The sequence below is a fragment of the Aminobacter sp. J44 genome (assembly GCF_007829415.1).
Lineage (GTDB): Bacteria > Pseudomonadota > Alphaproteobacteria > Rhizobiales > Rhizobiaceae > Aerobium.
The window spans coordinates 42,695-66,963 of the sequence record NZ_VLJG01000017.1; the positions used below are offsets into that span (position 1 = coordinate 42,695).

The 24,269-nt window shown below is 64.2% G+C and carries 24 protein-coding genes; 10 read left to right on the forward strand and 14 right to left on the reverse strand.

Going from position 1 to position 24,269, the window contains the following annotated elements:
• Positions 1 to 35 precede the first annotated feature (35 nt).
• From L610_RS08670 to L610_RS08700, 7 genes are all read right to left on the reverse strand, one after another.
• The gene (locus tag L610_RS08670) at positions 36 to 863 is read right to left on the reverse strand and encodes a cytochrome c1 (RefSeq protein WP_024848991.1); all 828 of its coding nucleotides are present in this window, start codon (positions 861 to 863) and stop codon (positions 36 to 38) included.
• 29 nt (positions 864 to 892) lie between these two features.
• The gene (locus tag L610_RS08675) at positions 893 to 2,185 is read right to left on the reverse strand and encodes a cytochrome b N-terminal domain-containing protein (protein ID WP_024848990.1); all 1,293 of its coding nucleotides are present in this window, start codon (positions 2,183 to 2,185) and stop codon (positions 893 to 895) included.
• Positions 2,186 to 2,207: 22 nt separating this feature from the next.
• Positions 2,208 to 2,771, reverse strand: coding sequence for a ubiquinol-cytochrome c reductase iron-sulfur subunit (gene petA, locus L610_RS08680; RefSeq protein ID WP_024848989.1), 564 nt, complete (start codon positions 2,769 to 2,771; stop codon positions 2,208 to 2,210).
• Positions 2,772 to 2,989: 218 nt separating this feature from the next.
• The gene (locus L610_RS08685) at positions 2,990 to 3,316 is read right to left on the reverse strand and encodes a DUF6665 family protein (protein ID WP_024848988.1); all 327 of its coding nucleotides are present in this window, start codon (positions 3,314 to 3,316) and stop codon (positions 2,990 to 2,992) included.
• Positions 3,317 to 3,325: 9 nt separating this feature from the next.
• Positions 3,326 to 5,218, reverse strand: coding sequence for an ABC transporter ATP-binding protein (locus L610_RS08690; protein WP_144704353.1), 1,893 nt, complete (start codon positions 5,216 to 5,218; stop codon positions 3,326 to 3,328).
• Entirely contained in the window at positions 5,215 to 7,086 is a 1,872-nt protein-coding gene (locus L610_RS08695) for an ABC transporter ATP-binding protein (protein WP_144704356.1), read from the reverse strand. The genes L610_RS08690 and L610_RS08695 overlap by 4 nt, the downstream gene beginning before the upstream one ends.
• Before the next feature lie 13 nt (positions 7,087 to 7,099).
• A complete protein-coding gene (locus L610_RS08700; protein ID WP_144704359.1) occupies positions 7,100 to 7,375 on the reverse strand; it encodes a hypothetical protein in 276 nt (91 codons plus the stop codon).
• Positions 7,376 to 7,723: 348 nt separating this feature from the next.
• On the opposite strand from L610_RS08700, the gene L610_RS08705 reads away from it, so the two are divergent.
• Positions 7,724 to 8,209: a tRNA (cytidine(34)-2'-O)-methyltransferase gene (locus L610_RS08705; protein WP_024848985.1), complete on the forward strand. Its 486-nt coding sequence runs from the start codon at positions 7,724 to 7,726 to the stop codon at positions 8,207 to 8,209.
• Here the strand turns inward: L610_RS08705 and L610_RS08710 are convergent.
• The gene (locus L610_RS08710) at positions 8,178 to 8,435 is read right to left on the reverse strand and encodes a hypothetical protein (RefSeq protein WP_084466061.1); all 258 of its coding nucleotides are present in this window, start codon (positions 8,433 to 8,435) and stop codon (positions 8,178 to 8,180) included. The two genes, L610_RS08705 and L610_RS08710, sit on opposite strands and share 32 nt — an antisense overlap.
• 115 nt (positions 8,436 to 8,550) lie before the next feature.
• Between L610_RS08710 and hemF the strand changes: the two genes are divergently transcribed.
• The 3 genes from hemF to L610_RS08725 all read left to right on the forward strand — a co-directional run bounded on the left by hemF (position 8,551) and on the right by L610_RS08725 (position 10,853).
• On the forward strand, positions 8,551 to 9,465 hold the full coding sequence (hemF, locus tag L610_RS08715; RefSeq protein ID WP_024848984.1) for an oxygen-dependent coproporphyrinogen oxidase: 915 nt from the start codon (positions 8,551 to 8,553) through the stop codon (positions 9,463 to 9,465).
• Positions 9,466 to 9,747: 282 nt separating this feature from the next.
• On the forward strand, positions 9,748 to 10,536 hold the full coding sequence (locus tag L610_RS08720; protein WP_024848983.1) for an alpha/beta hydrolase: 789 nt from the start codon (positions 9,748 to 9,750) through the stop codon (positions 10,534 to 10,536).
• 131 nt (positions 10,537 to 10,667) lie between these two features.
• Positions 10,668 to 10,853, forward strand: coding sequence for a DUF1059 domain-containing protein (locus L610_RS08725; protein WP_024848982.1), 186 nt, complete (start codon positions 10,668 to 10,670; stop codon positions 10,851 to 10,853).
• Here the strand turns inward: L610_RS08725 and L610_RS08730 are convergent.
• Genes L610_RS08730 through L610_RS08740 form a run of 3 tightly spaced genes read right to left on the reverse strand, consistent with a single transcriptional unit; the run spans position 10,850 to position 13,379 of the window.
• Positions 10,850 to 12,118: a CCA tRNA nucleotidyltransferase gene (locus tag L610_RS08730; RefSeq protein WP_024848981.1), complete on the reverse strand. Its 1,269-nt coding sequence runs from the start codon at positions 12,116 to 12,118 to the stop codon at positions 10,850 to 10,852. The genes L610_RS08725 and L610_RS08730 overlap by 4 nt on opposite strands.
• A complete protein-coding gene (locus L610_RS08735; RefSeq protein WP_024848980.1) occupies positions 12,115 to 12,747 on the reverse strand; it encodes a CoA pyrophosphatase in 633 nt (210 codons plus the stop codon). Before L610_RS08735 ends, L610_RS08730 begins: the two co-directional genes overlap by 4 nt.
• Positions 12,744 to 13,379 (reverse strand): DUF1285 domain-containing protein, encoded by a 636-nt coding sequence (locus L610_RS08740; protein WP_024848979.1) that lies wholly within the window; start codon positions 13,377 to 13,379, stop codon positions 12,744 to 12,746. The genes L610_RS08735 and L610_RS08740 overlap by 4 nt, the downstream gene beginning before the upstream one ends.
• 113 nt (positions 13,380 to 13,492) lie before the next feature.
• Here L610_RS08740 and L610_RS08745 point away from each other — a divergent pair, with 113 nt between their 5' ends.
• The 4 genes from L610_RS08745 to L610_RS08760 are packed head-to-tail and all read left to right on the forward strand — an operon-like array spanning position 13,493 to position 20,300.
• Positions 13,493 to 14,503: a MoxR family ATPase gene (locus tag L610_RS08745; protein ID WP_024848978.1), complete on the forward strand. Its 1,011-nt coding sequence runs from the start codon at positions 13,493 to 13,495 to the stop codon at positions 14,501 to 14,503.
• Positions 14,503 to 15,411 carry a DUF58 domain-containing protein gene (locus L610_RS08750; RefSeq protein ID WP_144704362.1) on the forward strand — a complete coding sequence of 303 codons (909 nt, stop codon included), beginning with the start codon at positions 14,503 to 14,505 and terminating at the stop codon, positions 15,409 to 15,411. Before L610_RS08745 ends, L610_RS08750 begins: the two co-directional genes overlap by 1 nt.
• Positions 15,411 to 18,215 carry a DUF4159 domain-containing protein gene (locus L610_RS08755; RefSeq protein ID WP_144704365.1) on the forward strand — a complete coding sequence of 935 codons (2,805 nt, stop codon included), beginning with the start codon at positions 15,411 to 15,413 and terminating at the stop codon, positions 18,213 to 18,215. The genes L610_RS08750 and L610_RS08755 overlap by 1 nt, the downstream gene beginning before the upstream one ends.
• Before the next feature lie 15 nt (positions 18,216 to 18,230).
• Complete coding sequence (locus L610_RS08760) at positions 18,231 to 20,300, forward strand: membrane protein (protein ID WP_024848975.1); 2,070 nt, start codon at positions 18,231 to 18,233, stop codon at positions 20,298 to 20,300.
• Between the two features lie 39 nt (positions 20,301 to 20,339).
• On the opposite strand, the gene L610_RS08765 is transcribed toward L610_RS08760, so the two are convergent.
• A complete protein-coding gene (locus L610_RS08765; protein ID WP_144704369.1) occupies positions 20,340 to 20,876 on the reverse strand; it encodes a GNAT family N-acetyltransferase in 537 nt (178 codons plus the stop codon).
• A gap of 280 nt (positions 20,877 to 21,156) precedes the next feature.
• Here L610_RS08765 and L610_RS08770 point away from each other — a divergent pair, with 280 nt between their 5' ends.
• Positions 21,157 to 22,146: a glutathione S-transferase family protein gene (locus L610_RS08770; RefSeq protein WP_024849846.1), complete on the forward strand. Its 990-nt coding sequence runs from the start codon at positions 21,157 to 21,159 to the stop codon at positions 22,144 to 22,146.
• Here the strand turns inward: L610_RS08770 and L610_RS08775 are convergent, their stop codons facing one another.
• Entirely contained in the window at positions 22,147 to 22,620 is a 474-nt protein-coding gene (locus tag L610_RS08775; protein ID WP_034330966.1) for an NUDIX domain-containing protein, read from the reverse strand.
• Positions 22,621 to 22,694: 74 nt separating this feature from the next.
• On the opposite strand from L610_RS08775, the gene L610_RS08780 reads away from it, so the two are divergent.
• Positions 22,695 to 23,597, forward strand: a complete 903-nt coding sequence (locus L610_RS08780) for a metallophosphoesterase (RefSeq protein ID WP_024849844.1) — start codon at positions 22,695 to 22,697, stop codon at positions 23,595 to 23,597.
• 9 nt (positions 23,598 to 23,606) lie between these two features.
• Here L610_RS08780 and L610_RS08785 read toward each other — a convergent pair whose 3' ends face one another.
• A complete protein-coding gene (locus tag L610_RS08785) occupies positions 23,607 to 24,203 on the reverse strand; it encodes a hypothetical protein (RefSeq protein WP_024849843.1) in 597 nt (198 codons plus the stop codon).
• Between the last annotated feature and the right edge of the window lie 66 nt (positions 24,204 to 24,269).

The window sequence follows — 24,269 nt, forward strand, 5'->3', positions numbered from 1 at the left end:
GGTGCCGCCCTGTTCTTCCGAATGTTTCGAACGGCTTAGTGCTCGACGTTCGACCAGACCTTACGCTTCGTGAGGTAGATCAGGCCTGCGAACATCAGCAGGAACACCATCACGTTGAAGCCGGTCTTCTTGCGGGCCTCGAGGTGCGGCTCGGCCGCCCACATCAGGAACGCAGAGATATCGCGAGAGTACTGATCCAGCGTCTCCGGCGAGCCGTCGTCGTAGGTGACCTGACCCTCGGTAATCGGCTGCGGCATCGCAAGCGCCGAGCTCGCGATGAAGTGCGGGTTGTAATAGGTGCCCGGCTGGACCGGATGGTCTTCCGGAGCATCCTCGTAACCCGTCAGCAGTGCGTAGATGTAGTCCGGACCGCCCTCGGCATACTGGGTGAAGATGTCGAAGACGAAGGTCGGGAAGCCACGGGTCACTGCGCGCGCCTTGGCGATCAGCGACAGGTCCGGAGGAGCAGCACCGTTGTTAGCGGCAGCGGCGGCCTCGGCGTTCGCGAACGGGTTCGGGAACGTGTCGGACGGGATACCCGGGCGGGTGAACATCTCACCCGAGGAGTCCGGACCGTCAGTGATCTCGTACTCCGCGGCAATCGCGCGGACCTGCTCTTCCGAATAGCCGAGGTCAGCCAGGTTGCGGAAGGCGACGCGCTCAAGGCCGTGGCAGGACGCGCAGACCTCGCGGTAGATCTTCAGGCCGCGCTGCAGCTGGCCCTTGTCATAGGTGCCGAACGGGCCTGCGAAGGACCATTCCTGTTCGACCGGCTTCTTGAGCGGATAATCGGCAGCCTGGGCGGCGCCTGCCGCCCCGAACGCAATGCCAGCTACCGTCAGTGCCTTAAGGAAAGTTTTCATGGTTGATGTTCCTGTCTGCACCGGATCGATCAGCTCGTGGCCTCAGTGGAAACCGTGGGATGCGACGCAGCCGACTTGTTCTTCTCGAGCACGGCTTCGGTGATCGAGTTCGGCAGGCGGCGCGGCTTCTCAAGCAGGCCAAGCACCGGCATGATGATGAGGAAGAATGCGAAGTAGAACACCGTCGCGGCCTGCATCAGCGGAATGTAGATGCCTTCCGCCGGCTTCGAGCCCAGCCAGCCGAGGAACACGGCGTTGATGGCAAAGAGCCAGAAGAACAGCTTGTACCACGGACGGTAGACAGCCGAGCGGACCTTCGAGGTGTCGAGCCACGGCACGAAGAACAGCACCGCGATCGCGCCGAACATTGCTAGGACGCCGCCCAGCTTCGAGTCGATCGGCCCGATGTTGAAGGTGATCGCACGCAGGATCGCGTAGAACGGCAGGAAGTACCACTCCGGAACAATGTGCGCAGGCGTCTTCAGCGGATCAGCCGGGATGTAGTTGTCCGGGTGACCGAGGTAGTTCGGGATGTAGAAGACGAAGTAGGCGAACAGGATCAGGAACAGGACCATGCCGAATGCGTCCTTGATGGTCGCATAGGGCGTGAACGGCAGGGTGTCAGTCTTCGACTTGACCTCGATGCCGGTCGGGTTGGTCTGGCCGGTAACGTGCAGCGCCCAGACGTGCAGGATCACAACGCCTGCAATCATGAACGGCAGCAGGTAGTGCAGCGAGAAGAAGCGGTTCAGCGTCGGGTTGTCGACGGCGAAGCCGCCCAGCAGCAGCTGCTGGATCCACTCACCGACCAGCGGAATGGCGGTGAAGAAGCCGGTGATAACGGTTGCACCCCAGAACGACATCTGGCCCCAGGGCAGCACGTAGCCCATGAACGCCGTTGCCATCATGAGGAGGTAGATGATGACGCCGAGGATCCACAGCAGCTCACGCGGAGCCTTATAGGAACCGTAGTAGAGACCACGGAAGATGTGGATGTAGACGGCGATGAAGAACATCGACGCGCCGTTGGCGTGCAGGTAGCGCAGCAGCCAGCCCGAGTTCACGTCGCGCATGATCTGCTCGACGGAGTTGAAGGCCTGGCCCGTGTAGGCGGCATAGTGCATCGCCAGGACGATACCGGTGACGATCTGGACCGCCAGCATCAGCGAGAGAATGCCGCCGAAGGTGTAGGCGTAGTTCAGATTGCGCGGAACCGGATAGGAAACGAAGGAATCGTGGATGAGCCGCGGCAGCGGCATACGGGCGTCGATCCAGCGTTCGATACCGGTCTTGGGCGAATAGGTCGAGTGTCCACCGCTCATGGTCTATTGCTCTCTTAAAAACTCAACCGATCCGGATGACCGTGTCGGAAATGAATTGGAAGGTCGGAACCGCCAGGTTCTGCGGAGCCGGCCCGACGCGGATACGACCAGCGGTGTCATAGTGCGAGCCGTGGCACGGGCAGAACCAGCCGCCGAAATCGCCAGACTGGCCGAGCGGCACGCAGCCCAGATGGGTGCACGAGCCGATCATGACGAGCCAGTTTTCCTTGCCCTCGCCTGCGGAGCGGGCCTGGTCGGTTGCCTCGGCGCTCGGGTCAAGATTCGCGTTGCGAGCAACCGGATCCTTGAGTTCCGCCAGCGGCACGGCACGGGCAGCCTCGATCTCCTCCGGCGTACGATTGCGGATGAAGATCGGCTTACCACGCCACTTGGCGGTCACCGACATGCCTGGCTCAATGCCCGACACATCGACGTCGATGGTAGCCAAAGCCAGAGTAGAAGCATCGGGGCGCATCTGGTCGATAAACGGCCAGGCGGCGCCGCCGACGGCCACCACGCCAGCCATGCCGGTAGCGATGTAGAGAAAATCGCGGCGGTTATGATCGGTCGCTTCGTTCGCGCTCACGGGCACAGGGTCCTTTCGCCTTATTCCTGCCAGAAGGAACCCCATGCGCCACCCTGACGCACGTTTTGCCCGCCATCTCCAGATACCCCTTGCTTGGGTAGCTGGCAGTGGCTGGCGGATTCCCCCTTGCATTTGGCGAAGGTTTCTATGCGCCTGCCGGGCAATTGTCCAGTATCAGCGCCCTCAATGGGCAGATTGTCGCGGCTGTATGCAGGTGGTTACGACGCGCCCAGCCGGACCAGCACTTCCGCGGGAATTCCATACTCTCGGATGACATCCTGATGACGACGCATGCCGCACAATTCCCTTTGGATAAAATAGGCATAGACCGCTTCAGCCGCCTCCTTGAGCAAGACGGGTCTTTGCGGTGAGTCGGGCGCCTCGGCAGCAAGCCGCTTCAGCGCCTTCTCGACCCGATCCCCTGCCCGGCCGAGCGTCGCCGCCTTCTCGCCGAGGATCTCGTGATCCAGCGACTGAACCGCGCCTCCGGTGCCGGAAGTTCCGAGCGCGTTCATCTGGTATTGTGATGGCGGTCTAAGTGCCATGTACGATCCTTATTCGGCGGCAAGGCTTGAGGCGAGGAAGCCGCCCGACTGGCGCTTCCACAGCTGGGCGTAGAGCCCGTCTCGCTGGATCAATGCCTCGTGGGTGCCCTCTTCGACAATATGTCCCTCATCGATGACGACCAGCCGGTCGAGCGCGGCGATGGTGGAGAGCCGGTGGGCGACAGCGATCACGGTCTTCCCCTCCATCAGATGATAGAGGTTCTCCTGGATCGCCGCCTCGATCTCGGAATCGAGCGCTGACGTAGCCTCATCGAGGATCAGGATCGGCGCGTTCTTCAACATCATGCGGGCAATGGCGATGCGCTGCCGCTGTCCGCCCGACAGCTTGACGCCACGCTCCCCCACATGGCCGTCGTAGCCGGTGCGGCCCTTCGGATCGCTGACGCCGACGATAAAGTGATGCGCGGCGGCCCTTTTCGCCGCTTCGATGACCTCCTCGTCCGTTGCACCCGGCTTGCCGTAGGCGATGTTGTCGCGGATCGAGCGATGCATCAGCATCGGATCCTGCGCCACCACGCCGAATTGCGCCCTGAGCGACACCTGCGTGACATCGCGGATGTCGATGCCGTCGAGCAGGATGCGCCCGCCTTCGACATCGAACAGCCGCAGCGCAAGATTGACCAGCGTCGTCTTGCCGGCACCTGACGGCCCCACCAGCGCCACGCGCTCGCCGGGCCGGATATGCAGGTTGAGGTTCTCGATGACGCCGCCGCCCTTGCCGTAGTGGAACGAGACGTTCTCGAAGATCAGCTCGCCCTTCGAGCGCGGCATCTCGATCGCAGTGGGCTTGTCGGTGATCGTCGGCTTGACGGAGATAGTGCCGGTGGCATCTTGCACCGTGGCAAAAGACCTGATCAAGCCATTGAGATTGAACATCATATGGCCCGACATTTGGTTGAGCCGGAACACCAGCCCCATCGCCGCGGCTATCTCGCCGGTGGTCGCGCTACCGCCCATCCAGCCGCGCAGGGCGAACAGGAAGACAGCGGCCATCATGATGCCGTTGAGGATCGCAACGGCAGAGCGCACACGAGTGATCGCCCGCGTCAGATCGCGGACTGCGCCGAGGTAGCCTTCCATGCTGTCGCGAACGAAATCGTTCTCACGCCTTCCGCTGTCGAACAGTTTTACCGCCATGATGTTGGTGAAGGCGTCGACCAGGCGCCCGTTCATGATCGACCGCTCGTCGGCGCCGCGGCGGCCCGCGGCGCGTAGCGGCGGCAGCAGCTTCCATGCGGTGAAGCCGTAGGCAACCGCCCACACGAGCAGCACCAGCCCCAGCAGCGGATCGAGCAGCATCAGGATCGTCGTCGTCAGGACGACGAAGGACAGGAAGCTCCACAGCGACTGCAGCGACGAGACGATGAAGTCGCCCGTCGCTTCGCCACCTTGTAGAATCTTCGTCGCAATTCTTCCGGCGAAGTCATTCTGATAAAAGGAGTATGGCTGCTCGATCACACGCCGGAACGACTGCCAGCGCACCAGCTGGTAGAAGGACGGGACAATGATCTGCTGCTCGACCACGGTGTTGGCGATCATCACCAACGCACGCACGATCAGCACCAGCAGCAGGARSCCTGCCAGCGGCAGCCAGTGGTCTGCGAGCAGCTGGGCAGGCGACGAATGCTCGAGCAGGTCGATGATCCAGCCGATCGCCCAGTACATTGACGCCTCGACGGCGCCGTTCAGGCCGCCGACGATCAGCAGCAGGATGAACGGCCCCTTCGCCTGGCGGGCGAAGAACAGGATGAACTGCCACGCATCGCGCGGCAGCACATCCCGCTCAGTATCCACGAAGGGCTCGATGATGCCCTCCGCCCGGCGCCATATGCGCTCGGCGAAGCCGTCGTCCTTGCGATCGTCGGTCTGGGGCTGACTCACTCGGCAGCGATCTCCTTCTGCTCGGTCTCTTCAGGCGCCTCTTCATGCAGCAGGAAGCCGCCGGACTGTCTCTGCCATAACTGGGCATAGAGACCGCCCTTGGCAATGAGCTGATCGTGGGTCCCCTCCTCGATCACCTCGCCCTTGTCCAGGATGATCAGGCGGTCCATCGCCGCGATGGTCGACAGCCGGTGCGCGATCGCAATCACCGTTTTGCCCTCCATCAGGCGATAGAGATTCTGCTGGATCGCCTCCTCGACCTCGGAGTCGAGCGCCGAGGTGGCCTCGTCGAGGATCAGGATCGGTGCGTCCTTCAGCATGACCCGGGCAATGGCGATGCGCTGCCGCTGGCCGCCCGAGAGCTTCACGCCGCGCTCGCCGACATGCGCGTCGAGACCTTTGCGGTTGTTCGGGTCAGACAGGCCGGCAATGAAGTCGATCGCCTCCGCCTTGCGGGCGGCCTCCAGCACCATCTCGTCGGTGGCATCGGGCCGGCCGTAGCGGATGTTGTCGCGCACCGATCGGTGCAGCAGCGAGGTGTCCTGCGTCACCACACCGATATGCGCACGCAGAGAGTCCTGCGTCACCTCCGTGATGTCCTGGCCGTCGATCGTCACCCGGCCGCCCTCGATGTCGTAGAAGCGCAGCAGGATGTTGACCAGCGTCGACTTCCCGGCGCCGGAGCGCCCGACGATGCCGACCTTCTCGCCGGGCTTGATGGTGAGCGACAGGCCGTTGAGCACGCTTTTCTTCTTGCCGTATTGGAAGCGGACGTCGTCGAACACGATCTCGCCTCGCGTGACGACAAGCTCCTTCGCGTTAGGCTTGTCATCGACCAGGCGCGGCAGAGAAATCGACCGGATGCCGTCCTGGACCGTGCCTACATTCTCGAACAGGGCCGAGACCTCCCACATGATCCATTGCGACATGCCCCACAGGCGCAGCACGAGGCTGATGGCGATCGCGACGCCACCCACCGACACCACCCCCGCCAGCCACAACTGGATCGAGATCGCCCCGACGACGAACAGCAGGATCGAGTTTGACAGGATCAGCAGGGTGTAGAGGTTGGTCACCAGCCGCATCATCTGATGCACGGTGACGAGGAAGTCTTCCATGCCCTCGCGGGCATAGGAGGCCTCGCGCTTCGCGTGGCTAAACAGCTTAACGGTCTGGATGTTGGCGTAGCTGTCGACCACGCGCCCGGTCATCATCGACCGTGCATCGGCCTGCTCCTGCGAGACCTTGCCAAGGCGCGGCACGTAGTAGCGCAGCAGCAGTACGTAGCACGCGAGCCAGAGGCAGAGCGGCGCAGCCAGCCGCCAGTCTGCGGAGGCCACCAGCCACAGCATGCCGAGGAAGTAGACCAGCACGTAGTTGAGGACGTCGATCAGCTTGACCACGCATTCGCGCACCGCGAGTGCCGTCTGCATCAGCTTGGTCGAGATGCGCCCGGCGAACTCGTCCTGGTAGTACGTCATCGACTGCTTGAGCAGGTAACGGTGCACCTGCCAGCGGATGCGCATTGGAAAATTGCCGAACAGCGCCTGGTGCTCGGTCAGCGAGTTGAACAGGGTGAGGCCCGGAAGCACCACCAGCACGATGAACGCCATGCCGGCGAGCTTCCAGCCCTCGTTCTGCAAGAATGTTTCCCGGCTCTGCACCGACAGCCAGTCGACGATGTTGCCGAGGAAGCCGAAAAGCCACACCTCGGCAAGCGCGATCGCCGCCGTCATGATCGCCGAGACGATGATGATCGGCCACGCCCCTTTCGTGTAGTGCAGGCAGAAGGCGACCAGCGTGCGCGGCGGCTCCACCGGTTCTTCCGGCGGGAATGGATTGAGCAGGTTTTCGAACCAGCGATACATCGAAAAATCTCGTCTACTTGTGCCCGCTGCGAGGGCCGACATGCGTGCTGCGTGGCGCGCCTTTCGGATCCGCAGAAGGTTTTTCTGTCTTCGCCCGCTTCGCGATCTCTTGCGCCGTCGTCAATGCCGGAGCAGGAAGATGAGCATTGCGGCCTCTGGAGCCAAGGACGTTGCGGAAGGCTGGTGACAGACTGGTGTCAGCAGCATTGTCCGCAACGGGAGCGGGCGGAATTGCGGCGGAAAGGGCGGACGGCGCATTGAGCCCGTGCTTCTTGATACCGGATGGCATGGTCAGATTCCTTGATCGAACGGGATGAAACGTCCGGCGGAATCGCGACCGTGCCTGTGCTCAGAAGCTGGGGAGAGGTCGAACCGATACCGCCGTCAGGCGATGCGCGCGCTGCGCAGGCGCCCAGCGATGACGAAGCTGAAACCGTAGTCCATCCCCGCCTCCATGCGGTTCGAGTTCAGAAGGCGCCTCATATACACCCATTTTGACCAGATGGCCATGCCGGATGACGTAACGTCCGCTCGTCACTGCCGCAATGACTGGATTTACAAGGTTTTGGCAGCCAGGACTTGCGGCAAAGCTTTGCCGCTGCCATTCGGACAGCCTGTTTTGGACCAGAATGTTCAGATGACCACACCGCCGCTTCGCATCGCGCTCTACCAGCCCGACATTCCCGGCAACACCGGCACGATCCTGCGCATGGCCGCATGCCTTGGCCTTGCCGTCGACATCATCGAGCCGGCCGGCTTCGACATGTCGGACCGGGCATTGAAGCGCGCCGGCATGGACTATCTGGAAATGGCGGCGCTGACGCGGCACGTCTCGTGGGACGCGTTTCGGGAGTGGCAGATGGCTGAAGGCCGCCGGCTGCTGCTGTTCACGACGAAGTCCAGCACGCCCTACACGAGCTTTGCCTTCCGCGAGGGTGACATCCTTCTGTTCGGCCGCGAGTCGGCTGGCGTGCCGGACATCGTGCATCAGGTCGTCGACGCCCAACTCAACATCACCATGCGGCCTGGCGCGCGCAGCCTGAACCTCGCCATCTGCACCGCGATGGCGGCCGGCGAAGCGCTGCGCCAGGTCAGTCCGCAGTGGGCAATCGGCGGATCGTGAACTGGATGACGTCGTCGGGACGCTCGCACCAGCTCTCGATCTCGGTCCAGTAGGCCTGTTTCGGCCAGCGGTTGAACCACTCGCGCGCCTTTTCGCGTGCCGCCAGTCGCGGAAGAGTGAAGGTCTCGCGGACGAAGCCGTCCTTGGGCCGTCGGCCTGTCTCGCCGCGGCCTCGTTCAAGGCTGCGTCTGAGGCCGTCAAGTGGAGGTCTTGGAGGTACTCTCACTGGTATCTCCCGAAATTACCTTGACCCTTTCCGACAACAGATTAGGGATCGGGCTTGAGTTTTGCGAGTCAAATTCGCCAACCGGCATGACCGGCAATGGCGCAGGAGAGCGTTGATGCAGCGTCCAGAGTTGCCGCCAGGGCTGCCCGAGGGGATCGAGGAAAAGAAGGCAATCGCCAAGGCGTGGTTCGAGGAGTTGCGTGACCGCATTTGCGATTGCTTCGAGAAGATCGAGGACGACCTGACAGGCCCGCTTTCGAGCTGGGCGCCTGGCCGTTTCGAGCGCACCCCTTGGGAGCGCGATGGCGGCAAGGGCGGCGGCGGCGTCATGTCGATGATGTACGGCCGCGTCTTCGAAAAAGTTGGCGTCCACTGCTCGACTGTCTGGGGTGAGTTCTCGCCAGAGTTCCGCAAGCAGATCCCCGGTGCCGAGGAAGACCCGCGTTTCTGGGCTTCGGGCATCTCGCTGATCGCCCATCCGCAGAATCCGAACGTGCCTGCGGTGCACATGAACACGCGCATGGTGGTGACCACACGTCAGTGGTTCGGCGGCGGCGCGGACCTGACGCCGGTGCTCGACCGCCGGCGTACGCAGGAGGATCCGGACACCGTTGCCTTCCACAAGGCGATGAAGTTCGTCTGCGACAAGCACCCGAACGTCGCCGACTACCCGCGCTTCAAGCAGTGGTGCGACGAGTACTTCTTCCTGCCGCACCGCAACGAGCCCCGCGGCATTGGCGGCATCTTTTATGACTGGCTGAAGACGCCCGAGGAAAAGGGCGGCTGGGAAGCCGATTTCCGCTTCACGCAGGACGTCGGCCGCACCTTCCAGATCGTCTACAACCACCTCGTCCGCAAGAACTTCAACGAGAACTGGACTGAGGCCGACCGCGAGGAGCAGCTGGTCCGCCGCGGCCGCTATGTAGAGTTCAACCTGCTCTACGACCGCGGCACGATTTTCGGGCTGAAAACCGGCGGCAATGTCAACTCGATCCTGTCGAGCCTCCCGCCAGAGGTGAAGTGGCCGTAACGGCACCAACATCAAAGTTTCCGGGTGATGCCGGCAAGCAACACCATCTGCTATGCTGCGGAAACCAAACAAAAATATGCTGAAGAATAGGCCCGGCGACGGGCCTTTTTCTTTTGCCGGCGCTTTGCGTGCCATTCACGCCGCGTGACAAACTGAAACATCAGGAATAGAGCGTTTTTTCGGGCTTGGGAAGACGGCCGATTGAGGGCGGCCGTTCCTTCGCGTCCATGCCCTCAGTCGGTGCCCGATCACGTTTTGGTTTGGTAACCGGATGGTAAAGAATTGAGCATCAGGATCGCGATCATGCCGTCCCTACCCTCACTCTTTTTCAGCACCGCCCTTCTTCTGACCGCAACGCTTCCTACGTTCGCGGCAAACGATCTCGTCACGGAGACGAAGAAGGTGTCGGCCCCGGCTGAATCCGTTACTCGCGAAGCTACCTTCGCTTACAAGCTCATCAAGCCGCAGAACGCGAGCGGCCGCGTCATGATCCTCATGCACGGCTCGGGCGGCGACGAGTCGACCTTGGTCGACCTCGCCTCGCGCATCGCGCCGGATGCCACGCTGATCGGCGTGCGGGGCCGCGTCGTGCAGAACGGCGTGAAGCGTTGGTACAAGCGGTTGACCCCGACCGAGTTCGACCAGCAGGACGTGCGCGCGGAAGCCACGGCCTTCGTCGAGTTCATGCGCAGCAAGGCGCAGGAGCTGAAGCTGGACCTGTCATCGGCAACCTTCCTCGGCTACTCCAACGGCGCCAACCTGATCGCGGCGATGACGCAGCTCTATCCTGGCATCGTCACGAAGGCCGTGCTGCTGCGGCCGATGCCGGTGCTGGCTGATGCCCCGAAGGTCGACCTCAGCAACTCGAAGTTCCTGACCATCGCCGGCGAGAACGACAAGCTCTACTACCCCTTCGCGGATCGCTTGCAAAAGATGCTCGCATCCTGCGGGGCGAAGGTGGATGCAAGGGTGATCGGCACCGGGCACAACCTTGGCGATGAGGACGTTCGCATCGTTGCGGAATGGCTCGGGGCGACTCCCGTGCGCGAGGCGCCGCGTCCCCTGCCCTGACGATCACAAAGCTTCTTCCAGCCTACTCATCGGTGCCCAAGGCGCTATATTAAGCGGACCGGAGCCGATGCCCGGATGGCGACCTTCGCCATCCAGTCCTTCTGTATCGGCACAACACAGGGAGAAGACCAATGAAGGAATTTCATTGCGGTTCGCTCGTCCCCGGTTGCGAATGGCACACCAGGCATGAAGAAGAAGCGGAAGTGATGCGCCGGGCAGTCGAGCACATGCGCGAAACCCACGGCGAAACCGTGATCCGCGAAACCATGATCGAGGCGATCCGCTCGCGGATCGTGCCGGAAAACACGGTAGCCTAGGACGCGGCGATCAATTCTGCGGCGCGCGCAAGCAGCGCGTCGCGTTCCATGCGAAAGCCGCTGTCCATCCACTCCTTTTCGAGCGCCTTCAGGCTCTCACCCATCGCCTTCCCCGGCGCTGCACCCAGTTTTAGCAGGTCGCCGCCGTTGATCGGGAATGCGGGCTTCGTCCACCCGTCCAGGAATTTCAGCTGCCTGGAATAGCCGCCGGCCTCGACCAGCGCGGCATCTTCCTGCTGAGCACGTGCCCGCGCTGCAGCGAGCGCCAGCTTGAGGCGATAAGCGGTGCCGCAAACGTCCCCTAGGTAGAGCTGCTTGGACAAGGCCAGTTCGCTGGTCGTGTGGCTGGCCGATCCGGCTGCGGCCCAGCTGGTCAGTTTGGCAGCTTCTGCCTTCGACATCCGCAGCCGCTCCGCCATCGCCTCCAGCTTCTCCTGGACAGGCGGAAGAAGCGAGGCCAGCCGCAGCATCGGGTCAACCTGCCAGCCGAGGTCTTTTTCTGTCGCGATGAGCCCGTGGATCGCGTCGATCCCCCATTTCTCGCTCTCGGGCAGAATCTGCGTCAGCACGCCGGCTTGGCGCATCCATAGCAGCGCTCGTGACGGGTCTGGCGCCGACAGAAGCTTCTTGAGTTCCGACCAGATCCGCTCGGCCGAGAGCCGCGCCAGACCGTCCTTCAAACGCGCCGAGGCACGCAAACCGTCCGCATCCGGGCGCCCCTTGCCGTACCAGGCAAAGAACCGGAAGAAGCGCAAGATACGCAGGTAATCCTCGCGAATGCGCGCGTCGGCATCGCCGATGAAGCGCAGTGTACGGGTCTCGAGATCAGGCAGTCCGCCGACCAGATCGACCACCTCGCCGTTGGCTCGCGCATAGAGCGCGTTGATCGTGAAGTCGCGGCGCTCGGCATCGCGCTTCCAGTCCTTGCCGAAGGCTACCCGGGCATGTCGGCCGTCGGTCTCGACATCGGCGCGCAGCGTCGTCACCTCATAGCCGCGCCCGTCGGCGATCACGGTGATGGTGCCGTGCTCCTTGCCGGTCGGCACGGTACGAAAGCCGGCGTCCTGCGCCCGCTGCTCAGTCTCATCTGGCGTGGTGGTCGTTGCGATGTCGATGTCGGACACCGGCTCGCCAAGCAGCGTGTTGCGCACCGCGCCGCCAGCAATGCGCGCCTCCTCGCCGTCCGCTGACAGCGCCGCAAGCAGCCGCTGCAAATTGGCGTCGGCCAGCCACTCGGCCCGGGCCGCAATCGAAACTCCGCTCACGCATAAAGCCTTTCGTAAACCACCCGGATGATGCCGGCGGTAACACCCCAGATGTTCCGCTCGCCAAAGGGCATCCGGTAGAAGAACCGCTCCCGGTTGTTCCAGATGCGGCTGCCGCGAACGTGATTTGCCGGGTCCATCAGGAAGGACAGCGGCACCTCAAAGGCATCCGCCACCTCGTCCTCGTTGATGGTCAGCATGAAGTCGGGCTTCACTACCGACAGCACCGGCACGATGCGGAAGCCAGAGCCGGTGACATAGTCCGGCAGCCGCCCCACCACTTCGATGAAGTCCGAGTTGAGGCCGATTTCTTCTTCGGTCTCCCGCAGCGCCGCGTATTCCGGCGTTGGATCAGTCGGGTCGAGCCGCCCGCCTGGGAATGCGATCTCGCCTGAGTGCGAGCGCAGCTTCGCCGCGCGCTGGGTCAGGATCACGCTCGCTTCGCCCGCGCGGTCGACGACCGGAACGAGCACCGCCGCATCGCGCAGCTGGTCGTGCACGAACAGCGACGCGAGATCGGGGTTCAGCCGGTGATCGCCGTAAACGTTCTGCTCGCGCGGCAGCTGATGAACGGCGGCGCGGCGGCGAAAATCCGCTGCAGTGAAGCGTGGGAGGGTATCGATCGTCATGAGCCGGCGCTAAGTGCCTCCAGCTTCTCCATCGACATCATCGGAAACACCGCACCTTTGGAGCGCACCGCGAACATTGCCATGCCGTCGATTTCGACCTCTTCGCCGTAGGTGACGAGCTCGTACATCACCGCGCGCGAAACCAGTGCCTCGAGCCGCCCGCGAACCAGAAGATACGGTTTCATGCCGCCGGTCTCGTCCTCGTCGACGAAGCGGATCGGATTGTCCGGTCCTGCCTCGACCACGTCGCCGACATTGGTGCGGAAGGTGAGCACTTGGTCAGGCCCGAGATTGCTGAGGTTCACCTCGACGGCAATGAAATGCGCGTCCTCGACGCGGATGCCGACCTTTTCGACCGGCGTGACGAGATAGGTCTTGCCGTCTTCGTCCTTGCGCAACACCGAGGAGAACAACTGCATCAGCGCCGGGCGGCCAATGGGCGTTCCCATGTAGAACCAGGTGCCATCGCGCCTGATCTCCATGTCGATGTCGCCGCAAAATTCGGGGTTCCAGCGATCGACGGGCGGCAGCCCCTTGCCAGCGCGGGCCGCGCGTGAAATGAGCGCCTCCAGCCCCGCCGCATCCGCAGCCTTGCCCAGTCCGCCGTGTTCATTATCTGTGCGCATCGCCATCGTCACGAAATAGTCACTGTTGTTGCGCTTGTCAGCCTAATTGCGTGTTTTAAGTTGAACCTGCCTGGATCGCCAGCGCGCGGCCATGTCGAAACTGACGAGGAACTGTTTCCATGAACGCTACCCCCCAGCCGGAAACTGCGCCTACCGAGAAGGATCTGGTTGCTCAGGCCGAGGCAGCGCTGGCCGACATCTCGCGGGTTCGCGAGGCGGTCGGACAGGTGATCTTTGGCCAGCACGACGTGATCGAGCGCACGCTGGTGGCGATTCTTGCCGGCGGCCATGCGCTGCTCGTCGGCGTGCCGGGCCTCGCCAAGACCAAGCTCGTTGAAACCCTCGGCATCGTCCTCGGCCTCGACGGCCGCCGCATCCAGTTCACGCCTGACCTGATGCCGTCGGACATCCTCGGCTCCGAAGTGATGGAGCAGGATGCGTCGGGCCGCCGCTCGTTCCGCTTCATCAAGGGGCCGATCTTCGCCCAGCTGCTGATGGCCGACGAGATCAACCGTGCCTCGCCCCGCACGCAGTCGGCGCTGCTGCAGTCGATGCAGGAATATCACGTGACCGTGGCCGGCGAGCGGCACGACCTGCCCTCCCCCTTCCACGTGCTGGCAACCCAGAACCCGCTCGAACAGGAAGGCACTTATCCTCTCCCCGAGGCGCAGCTCGACCGCTTCCTGATGCAGGTCGACATCCTCTATCCGGACATCGACGCCGAGCGCCGTATCCTGCTGGAGACCACCGGTGTCGCCGATGCGCGCGCCGTCAACGTTCTCAACGCCGAACGCCTCAAGGAAATCCAGTCGCTCATCCGCCGCATGCCGGTGCCGGACAGCGTGGTCGAGGCGATTCTCAGGCTGGTTCGCTCCGCGCGTCCGGGCCAGGGCAATCCCGAAACCGACCGCCGCGTCGCCTGGGGTCCCGGCCCGCGCGCGAGCCAGGCGCTGACGCTCTGCGCCCGTGCCCGTGCGCTCTATGACGGGCGGCTTGCGCCGTCGATCGATGACGTGAAGGCTCTGGCCGAACCCGTGCTCCAGCATCGCATGGCGCTGACTTTCGCGGCGCGTGCCGAAGGCATCAGCGTCCGCAACGTGATCGCGCAACTGGTGAAAGCGGCAGGGTAATGGCACGGATCGGCGAGGCGTCTGCACCGGTCGCGACCCGCGACGCGCTCGCCCGCGCCCGACAGCGTGCATCGCTCATCCCAGACCTTCTGGTCGAGGCGCAGCGCGTCACCAACACTGTCATCTCCGGCTGGCACGGCCGCCGCCGCCGGGGCATCGGCGAGAATTTCTGGCAGTTCCGTCCCTATGTCGACGGCGAGTCGATGTCGCGCATCGACTGGCGCCGCTCCGCCCGTGACGACCATGTCTATGTCCGCGACAAGGAGTGGGAGGCCGCGCACACCATCTGGCTGTGGGCGGACCCGTCGCCGTCGATGCTCTACAAGTCACGCGGTGCAACCGTTTCCAAGGAAGCGCGCGCGCTGGTGCTGATCTTCGCCCTTGCCGAGCTTCTGTCCCGCAGCGGCGAGCGCATCGGCTGGCCGGGGCTCACCGACCCGATCAGCTCGCGCAACGGCGCCGAGCGGCTTGCCGCGCGCCTCATCCACGCGCCCGAGCTTCCATCCCGCCCGGAGCTTTCGCAGCTGCGCCGGTTCAGCGACATCATCATCGCCAGCGACTTCCTCGATCCGGTCGAAGAAACACAGGAATGGCTTGATGCGCTGGCGCGCCACGGCGTGCGCGCCCACCTAATCGAAATTTCCGATCCGGCCGAAGAAACCTTCCCCTATTCCGGGCGCACCGAGTTCCGCGATCCCGAGAGCGGCGAGAAGCTGACCGCCGGCCGTGCCGAGACCATCGCCGAGGACTACCGCCGCGTCTACACTGCGCGGCGCGAGGAGCTGTCCTCCTGGTGCCGCAAGCTCGGCTGGAGCTACACGGTCAACCACACTGACCGGCTAGCGTCGGAAGCACTGGTCAGCGTGCACATGGCCCTTACCACAGACGTCGGTTACGGAGGCACCTGATGGGCTTCCTGCCGCTTTCCTTCGGCGCACCGGCCATCCTGCTGGGTCTCCTCGCCCTTCCGGCGATCTGGTGGCTGCTGCGGCTGACTCCGCCGCGCCCGCAGGAAGAAATCTTTCCCCCGCTGCGCATTCTCGCACGCGTGCTTCGCAAGGAAGAAACGCCACACCAGAGCCCGTGGTGGCTGACTCTCCTGCGCCTGCTGATGGCCGCGCTGGTCATCTTCGCGCTGGCGCAGCCGGTTCTCAATCCGCGCGAGGCGACTGCTGTGGGCGGCAACTCGCTGGCGCTCGTCATCGACAACGGCTGGGCCAGCGCTCCGGACTGGGATGTCCGCGTCGCGACCGCAGAGCGGCTGATCGATGACGCGGCAGGGCAGCCGATCCTCCTCGCTCTCACCGCCGAGCAGCCCAACGCCGAGATCGGCCCGTTCGACGTGGCGACCGCACGCGAGCGCCTTGCCGCCGCCGAGCCGCGCCCGGTCCCGGTCGACCGGCAGGCGGTCTTTGGCCGCGTCGCCGACGCGCTTGGCACGCTGCCCGGCGCGACGGTCGCCGTTCTAACCGATGGCCTCGAAGCGCCGGGAGACGAGCAGGCATTTCAGACGCTCCTGTCCGAGAACGCTGGCAGCCTGATCTGGATCGGGCCGAACCGGCTCGACATGGTCGGCATCAGCGCCAACACCAACAGCGCCGAGAGCTTCACCTTCACAGCTATCCGCCCCTCGACCGACACGCTGCCGCGACAGGTCGTTGCCGGCGCGCTGGACGACCGGGGTCGCCGCATCGCCGAGACGACCGTTGCCTTCGCCGCGAACGAGACGACCGCTACTGGCGAGTTCCGGGTGCCGTTCGAGCTGCGCAACGATTTCGTCGCAATCACCGTCGACGGCCAGCCGCATGCAGCGGGCATCCGTCTGCTCGACGAGAACTCGCGTCGCCGTCGCGTTGGCCTGATCTCGCAGGCCGAGGCTGACCAAGCGCAGCCGCTGCTGTCGCCGCTCTATTACATCCGCCGCGCGCTGGAGCCGTTCGCCGATCTCGTCCAGCCGCAGAGCACTGATCTTGCCGAGGCCATCCCGCAGCTTCTCGAACAACGTCCGGCTATGATCGTCATGGCCGATGTCGGCACGCTGCCGGACAGCGCGCGGGCGCAGCTGATCGAGTGGCTGCAAGACGGCGGCACGCTTGTGCGCTTTGCGGGCTCGCGGCTKSCCGCCGCCGGCAACGACGAGGAACTGCTTCCCGTTCGCCTGCGTATCGGTGAGCGCGCGATGGGCGGTGCCTTGTCCTGGACCGAGCCGCAGCCGGTTGCAGAATTCCCGCAGGGCAGCCCGTTCGCCGACCTGCCGCCGCCGGAAGAGGTCACCGTCACCCGGCAGGTGCTGGCAGAGCCCACCTCCGACATCGTTGAGCGCACCTGGGCGAGCCTCGCCGACGGTACGCCCCTGGTCACCGGCGCCACGCGCGGCCAGGGCACGCTCGTCCTGTTCCACACGACACCGTCGGCAACGTGGTCGAACCTGCCGATCTCCGGCACCTTCGTCGAAATGCTGCGCCGGATCGTCCAGCTGTCGCGCAACCAGGGCCGCATCGACGCCAGCGCCGGCGGCGTCCCGGCATCGTTGCCGCCGTTCCGCATCGTGAGCGCCGACGGCGAGCTCGTGCCTCCGGGTCCTGATGCCCGGCCGCTTCAGCCAACTGCCAACGCTGCTGTCACCAGCGAAAACCCGCCCGGCTTCTATGGCAGCGACGAAGGCGTCGTCGCGCACAACCTGCTCGGGAGCGACGCTACGTTCCTGCCGATCACCCGGCCGTCGGTAACAATCCCGGTTTCGGAAGCTTCCTATGCCTTCGACCAGTCGGTCGACCTGCGCGGTCCGCTGTTTGCAGCAGCCGTTCTCCTGATGCTCCTCGACACGCTCGCGGTGTTCTGGATCGGCGGCTACCTCGCACGCCGGCCGGTCAGGAAGGCCCCGGCCGCAACAGCAGCGTTCCTCGTACTCGGCCTCATCGCCGGCGTGCCATCGCCCTCCGAGGCACAGGACCAGATCGATGACGAGTCGGCGATCTCGGCCATCACCGACACCCGCATCGCCTATGTCATCACCGGCAACAGTTCGATCGATGCCGTCAGCCGCGCCGGTCTCACAGGCCTGTCGCAATACCTGATCGAGAAGACGGCGCTGGAACCCGGCGAGCCAGCCGGTGTCGACATTGAGACCGATGAACTTTCGTTCTATCCGCTGATCTACTGGCCGATCGACGACAGCGCGCCGCTGCCGTCGGAAGCAGCCCTTGCGCGCGTCGACGCCTACATGCGTGAAGGCGGCACGGTGCTGTTCGATACCCGCGACCAGTATTCGACCGGCATCGACTCCGCTTCCGCCAGCCCCGCAACCCAGCGCCTGCGCGACATCCTCGCATCCATGAACGTGCCGCCGCTCGAGCCGGTGCCGGCCGATCATGTGCTGACCAAGACCTTCTTCATCATGCCCGAGTTTCCGGGTCGCTTCTCCGGCAGCCCGCTTTGGGTCGAAGCCTCGCTCGACGCCTCCAATGCCGAGAACCGGCCCGTGCGCACCGGCGACGGCGTCACACCAATCATGATCACCGCCAACGATCTTGCCGGCGCGTGGGCAATCGATGACGCCGGCGCGCCGCTCTACCCGACCGTGCCGAACGATCCGATGCAACGGATCTATGCCTTCCGCGGCGGCGTCAACATCATGATGTACATGCTGACCGGCAACTACAAATCCGACCAGGTGCACGTCCCTGCCCTGCTCGAACGGCTGGGGCAGTAGCATGGAGAGTCGGACATGAACTGGTCGCTCTCCTTCGAGCCGCTACTGTCATGGATCTGGATCGCCGCCATCATGGTGCCGGTGGCGCTGCTGGTGTTCGCTTCACTGTTCCTGCGAATGCGCGGCTCGTTCCTGCGTGTTGCCGCGCTGGCCGCGCTCGGCATCGCCCTCGCGAATCCGGTGCTTCTCGATGAGGAGCGCGAGCCGCTGCAGAGCGTCGTTGCGCTGGTGGTCGACCGCAGCCAGAGCCAGGACATCGGCGACCGCATGGCAACGACCGACGCCGCGGTTGAGGAACTTCGCGCTCGGCTGTCGCGCTTCCCGCAGTTCGACGTGCGCGTGGTCGAGGCCGGTCGTGCGGACGCTGCTGACGACCGTACACAGACCCGCCTCTTCCACGAGATCGATTCCGCCTTCCGCGACGTGCCGCCCTCCCGCGTTGCCGGTGCGATCATGGTGACTGACGGCCAGGTGCACGACGTGCCTGCCGATCCCGGCAGCATCAGCGCACCGCTGCATGTGCTTGTGACCGGCGAGGAAGGCGAGTTCGACCGCCGCATCCGCTTCGAGCGCGCGCCGCGCTTCGGCATCGTCGGCAAACCTGTCGAGATGACTTATCGCGTCATCTCCAACGACGGCCAGACCGGCACGGTGCCGGTCGAGGTGCGGATCAACGGCAACTTCGTCGTCAACCGCGAGGCGCGCATCGGGCAGCCGATGACGATGAACATCGTCGTGCCGAACGCCGGCAAGAACATTGTCGAGCTGACGATCCCCACTGCGCCGGGCGAGCTGACGGGCACCAACAACCGCACCATCGCCGTGCTCGACGGCATCCGCGAGAACCTGCGCGTGCTGCTCGTTTCCGGCGAGCCGCATGCCGGCGAGCGCACCTGGCGCAACCTGCTGAAGTCCGACGCTTCGGTCGATCTCGTCCACTTCACCATTCTGCGCCCACCTGAAAAGCAGGACGGCACGCCGATCCATGAGCTGTCGTTGATCGCCTTCCCGACGCGCGAGCTGTTCGTTGAGCGGGTGAACGACTTCGACCTGATCATTTTCGACCGCTACCAGCACCGCGACGTGCTGCCGATCCTCTACTACGACTACATCGCCGAGTACGTGGAGAATGGCGGCGCGCTGCTGATTGCGGCGGGCCCTGAATATGCCGGCAACCAGTCGATCGCGCGCACGCCCCTGATCTCGGCGCTGCCGGCCCTGCCGACCGGCACGGTCATCGAGGAAGGGTTCTATCCGCGCCTGACCGAAGACGGCGAGCGTCATCCGGTGACGCGCGGTCTTGAGGGTTCGGCGTCGGAGCCGCCGCAGTGGAGCCGCTGGTTCCGGCTGATCGATATCCAGCAACCCGAGGGCCATGTCGTGCTGCAGGGCGCGGACCGGCCGCTGCTGGTGCTCGACCGCAAGGGTGACGGCCGCGTCGGCATGCTCCTGTCGGACCAGGGCTGGCTGTGGGCGCGCGGTTTTGAAGGCGGCGGGCCGCACGTCTCGCTCTACCGCCGCATCGCCCACTGGCTGATGAAGGAACCGGAACTCGAGGAAGAGCGCCTGACCGCCTCCGGCCGTGGCATGACGCTCGACATCATCCGCCAGACGATGAGCGATGATCCTGGCCCGGCATCGGTGCTGACGCCGTCCGGCCGGCGCATCGACGTGAACCTGGCATCATCGGAGCCCGGCCTGTTCACCGGATCGCTGGAAGTCGACGAAATCGGTCTCTACCAGATCGCCAACGGCGACCTGACGGCGCTTGCCCATGTCGGTCCCGTCAACGCGCCCGAGTTTCAGGACACGGTCTCGACGACCGAAGTGCTTCAGCCTGCCGCCGACGCATCCGGCGGCAGCGTGCGCCGGCTCGGCCAAACGCTCACCGGCAATGTCAGCGTTCCCGGGATCGTGCCGGTTCGTACCGGTGCGGTTGCGTCGGGCCGCGACTGGATCGGCCTTCGCACCACCAATGACAGCGTGCTGAAGTCGGTCAGCCGTGTGCCGCTGTTTGCGGGCTTCTTCGGCCTCGCAGCACTTCTGCTGGCGTTCGGCGCGATGTGGTACCGCGAAGGCAGGTAATAAGAAGATTAGCGACGAGGGAGTGAGGGCTGAATGGCTCTACTCCGCAGCTAGCCTCATTGCCGGCCTGGCAAGGTCCGCATGCACGACATCGCCAACGAAGTTCGACAGCGAGCCCGGAACCAGCTCGCAGGCGAGGAAGCGTGCCGGATCGACCGGCCGCGGCATGATCGCCTGCTCCTTCGGGATCACAATCGAGAATCCGAGCGGTGCGTAGTACGGCGCATCGCCGACAAGGATCACCAGACCCCAGCCATCCTTGCGCGCAGCGTCCAGCGCCAGCGCGACGAGCTTGCGGCCGATACCAAGGCTCTTGAACGCCGGCCGCACGGCGAGCGGCCCGAGAAGCAGTGCCCTGCCCTCGCCCGCAGCAATCGGCGTCATCCGAACGGAGCCGACCACCTTGCCATCGACCAGCGCGACGAAGGACAGGTCACGCCTGTGCGGGCCACCTTCCCGGATCGCATGCGCTGCACGCGTGAACCGGCCCGGACCGAAGGCCTCGGCGTTGATATCCTCGATTTCGGGATCGTGCGCGGCGGTTTCCGTCACGTAGACGACGTCAGCGGGGATCATGGCAATTTCCGTGGTACAAGCGAACAGGATGGTGGATGCGGCAAACACCGCCTGCGCTCCCTGCTGGAGCGCATCAGCCCAATCGTCGTCGCTGGAAACCCACGTTTGCCAAAGTTGAGATCCTCCGCTGGCCCATCCGCCAGCAAAAATCCCGCTAACATCAAATCTCGCCGCGCGCAACGGCGTTTTTGTACGAAGGGTGACGATCTGTTCAGCCATCCGCGCGTTTTCCCTGTCTGGAACGGTCCCTAGATTGGGTCGAAAGCAAGGGAGTTACGATATGGGTCTGCTCGTCGACGGCGTCTGGAAAGACCAGTGGTATGACACCGAGAAGAGCGGTGGACGCTTCGAGCGGTCCGCCTCGCAGTTCCGAGACTGGGTTACCAGGGACGGCAAGCCCGCCGAGGATCGCGAACGCGGCTTCAAAGCCGAGCCCGGCCGCTATCACCTCTACGTCTCTCTCGCCTGCCCCTGGGCGCACCGGACGCTAATCTACCGCAAGCTGAAAAAGCTCGAGCACGTCATCTCGGTCGACGTCGTCCACCACTACATGGGCAAGGACGGCTGGACGTTCGTGAAGGAAGATGGCGCGACCGGCGACAGCCTCTACGGAAGCGACTTCCTGCATCAGCTCTACACCCGCGCCGATCCGAACTATTCGGGCCGCGTCACCGTGCCGGTTCTTTGGGACAAGAAGACGGAGACGATAGTCTCCAACGAGTCGGCCGAGATCATCCGCATGTTCAACTCGGCGTTCGATGAGTGGGCCGGCAACCGGATCAACCTCAGCCCTGACCATCTCCTCCCAGAGATCGACCGGCTGAATGCGCGGATCTATCCGGCGATCAACAACGGCGTCTATCGCGCGGGCTTCGCGACCACCCAGGAAGCTTATGAGGAAGCCTTCGATGAGCTTTTCGCTGCACTCGATGAAATCGAGGCGCGGCTGTCACGCTCGCGCTACCTGATCGGCGACCGGCTGACCGAAGCCGACATCCGCCTGTTCACGACGCTGGTGCGGTTCGATGCGGTCTACTACTCGCACTTCAAGTGCAATTTGCGGCGGATCGCCGACTATCCGAACCTGTCGAACTATGTGCGCGACATCTACCAGACCGACGGCATCGCCGAGACGGTCAACATGCTGCACATCAAGGCGCACTATTACGGCAGCCACCGCACCATCAACCCGACCGGGATCGTGCCGAAGGGCCCGGCGCTCGACTTCAACGCGCCGCACGACCGGGCAAGGCTCAGCCTTGCCGCCTGATCACCAGTAGGGATCAACCGGCACGCCCTCAAACAGTTCGGCGATGCGGCGGCGCGTCGCCGGCGAGGTTTCGGCCGGCAACGCATCCAGCGGGAAGAACCCTGCTTCAGCGATTTCTATGTCCGGCCGCTTCGGCGCCGTCTGCACGAAATCAGTGATCAGGTAGAAGGCGACATGGTCGCGCGGGCTCTGCCGCCGGTTGTAGTGCAGCGATTTCAGCACCGGCTCGCCGCGCAGCTCGATGTTGCCTTCCTCGGAAAGCTCGCGCGACAGGGCCTCGACCGCGGTCTCACCGCGCTCGACCCCACCGCCGGGAAACTGCCAGCCCGGCACGTAAGTGTGACGGATGAGGAAGACCGAATTGTTCGCCTTGTCGTAGACGATGCCACGCACGCCGAGCGTCATTGGCCGGCGCAGCACGAACCACAGGTGGAACGCCCGCGCACGCACCCGACGCCACCACACTTCGTGCATGAATGCAGGCTCGGGCGTGTTCACAGAGCGACTGCCTGTTGGCAAGGACGGGCCTGCTGCCCTATGGGTGTTGAATGTTCAGGCTCGCGCATCTCTCGGATATCCATCTGGGCCCTCTCCCAGCCGTAACCTATCGGGATCTCATCTCCAAACGGATAACGGGCTATATCAACTGGCGCCGCAACCGCGCCGCCAACCTGCACGAGGGCGTCATCGACGCGATCGTCGCCGACCTCAAGGCGTCAAAGCCTGACCACACGATTGTCTCCGGCGACCTGATGAACCTCGCCCTTGATGGGGAAATCGAACTGTCTCGCCTCTGGCTCGAAAACCTTGGCAAGCCTAACGATGTCTCGGTAGTGCCGGGCAACCACGACGCCTACGTGCCGGGGTCCATCGACCGCGCCTGCAAGTCCTGGGGAGCCTGGATGCATGGCGACGGCGAAAAGGAGCCGGCCCGCATCGGCAAGTTCCCCTTCATGCGCGTGCGCGGCAACGTCGCCATCATCGGCGTCTCATCCTCGCGTGCGACCGGCCCGTTCATGGCGAGCGGCTTCTTCGGCGAGGCGCAGGCAAAGCGTCTCGGCAAAATGCTCGACACCGCGAAGGAAAACGGTCACTGCCGCGTCGTCGCGATCCATCATCCGCCAGTGCGTGGCGCCGCTCCCGCTCACAAGCGCCTGCTCGGAATCGGCCGTTTCCAGAAGGTGATCGAGCGCCACGGGGCGGAACTTGTGCTGCACGGCCACACCCACCTTCCGACAGCCTACGAAATCAGTGGCAAGCATGGGCCGGTGCCTGTCATCGGCGTCGCCGCCGCCGGACAGGCGTTCGGCGGCAAGAAGCCCGCGGCGCAGTACAATCTGTTGGAGATCGAGGGCCACAGCGGCAGCTGGCGCATTGCCCTGACCCGCCGCGGCCTCAACGGCAATGGTATGGAAATCGCGACGGTCGAGCAGCGTGTGCTGAAGGGCTGAGGGCCGGGCTTACCGGATCAGTTCCGCGATACGCTCCCACGCGATCAGCGCAAAGGCGATGATGCCGAGGATGCCGCCAAGGATCGCGATGCCCATGCCCTTGAAGAAGCCGGCCGACGGTCGCGACGAACTCGACGCCTTTTCCGGCGTCTCGCTGCCGACGACGGTGTCGACGCCGATATAGGTGACGTCCCCTTCCAGGATTCGCTGGCGCTCGATCAGGCGCTCGGCGATGTAGCGCGTCACATGGTCCGCCGCGGCGTTGATGTCGGCCGTCTCGGCAAGCACCACCCTGCCCAGGCGCGTGTCGCGCAGGAAGCGATAGGTGCGCCGGTCCCGCCCTAAGGTGACGTGCGTGACGGCGTCGATCCAGAGGCGCGGCTGCAGCCCCTTGGAGATGGCGAAGTCGAAGCGGTCGTCGTCCTTCGGCACATCGCGAAATACTGGCGCCAGGTCCTCGGCCAGCAGTTCGAGTCGCGTGAGCTGGGCTTCGCGGATGTCGACCACAACATCGTCGCGATCCGCGACGGCGTTCTTCACCTCGCGAATCGCGTTCGCCAGGCGGCTCTTTGCCGTTTCAGTTCGATCTTCCAGCGGCTCACTCACAGGCGGCCTCCACATGACTAAGGTTAACCGACGATTAACATAGACGGTTGACAAAATCACGGCGCT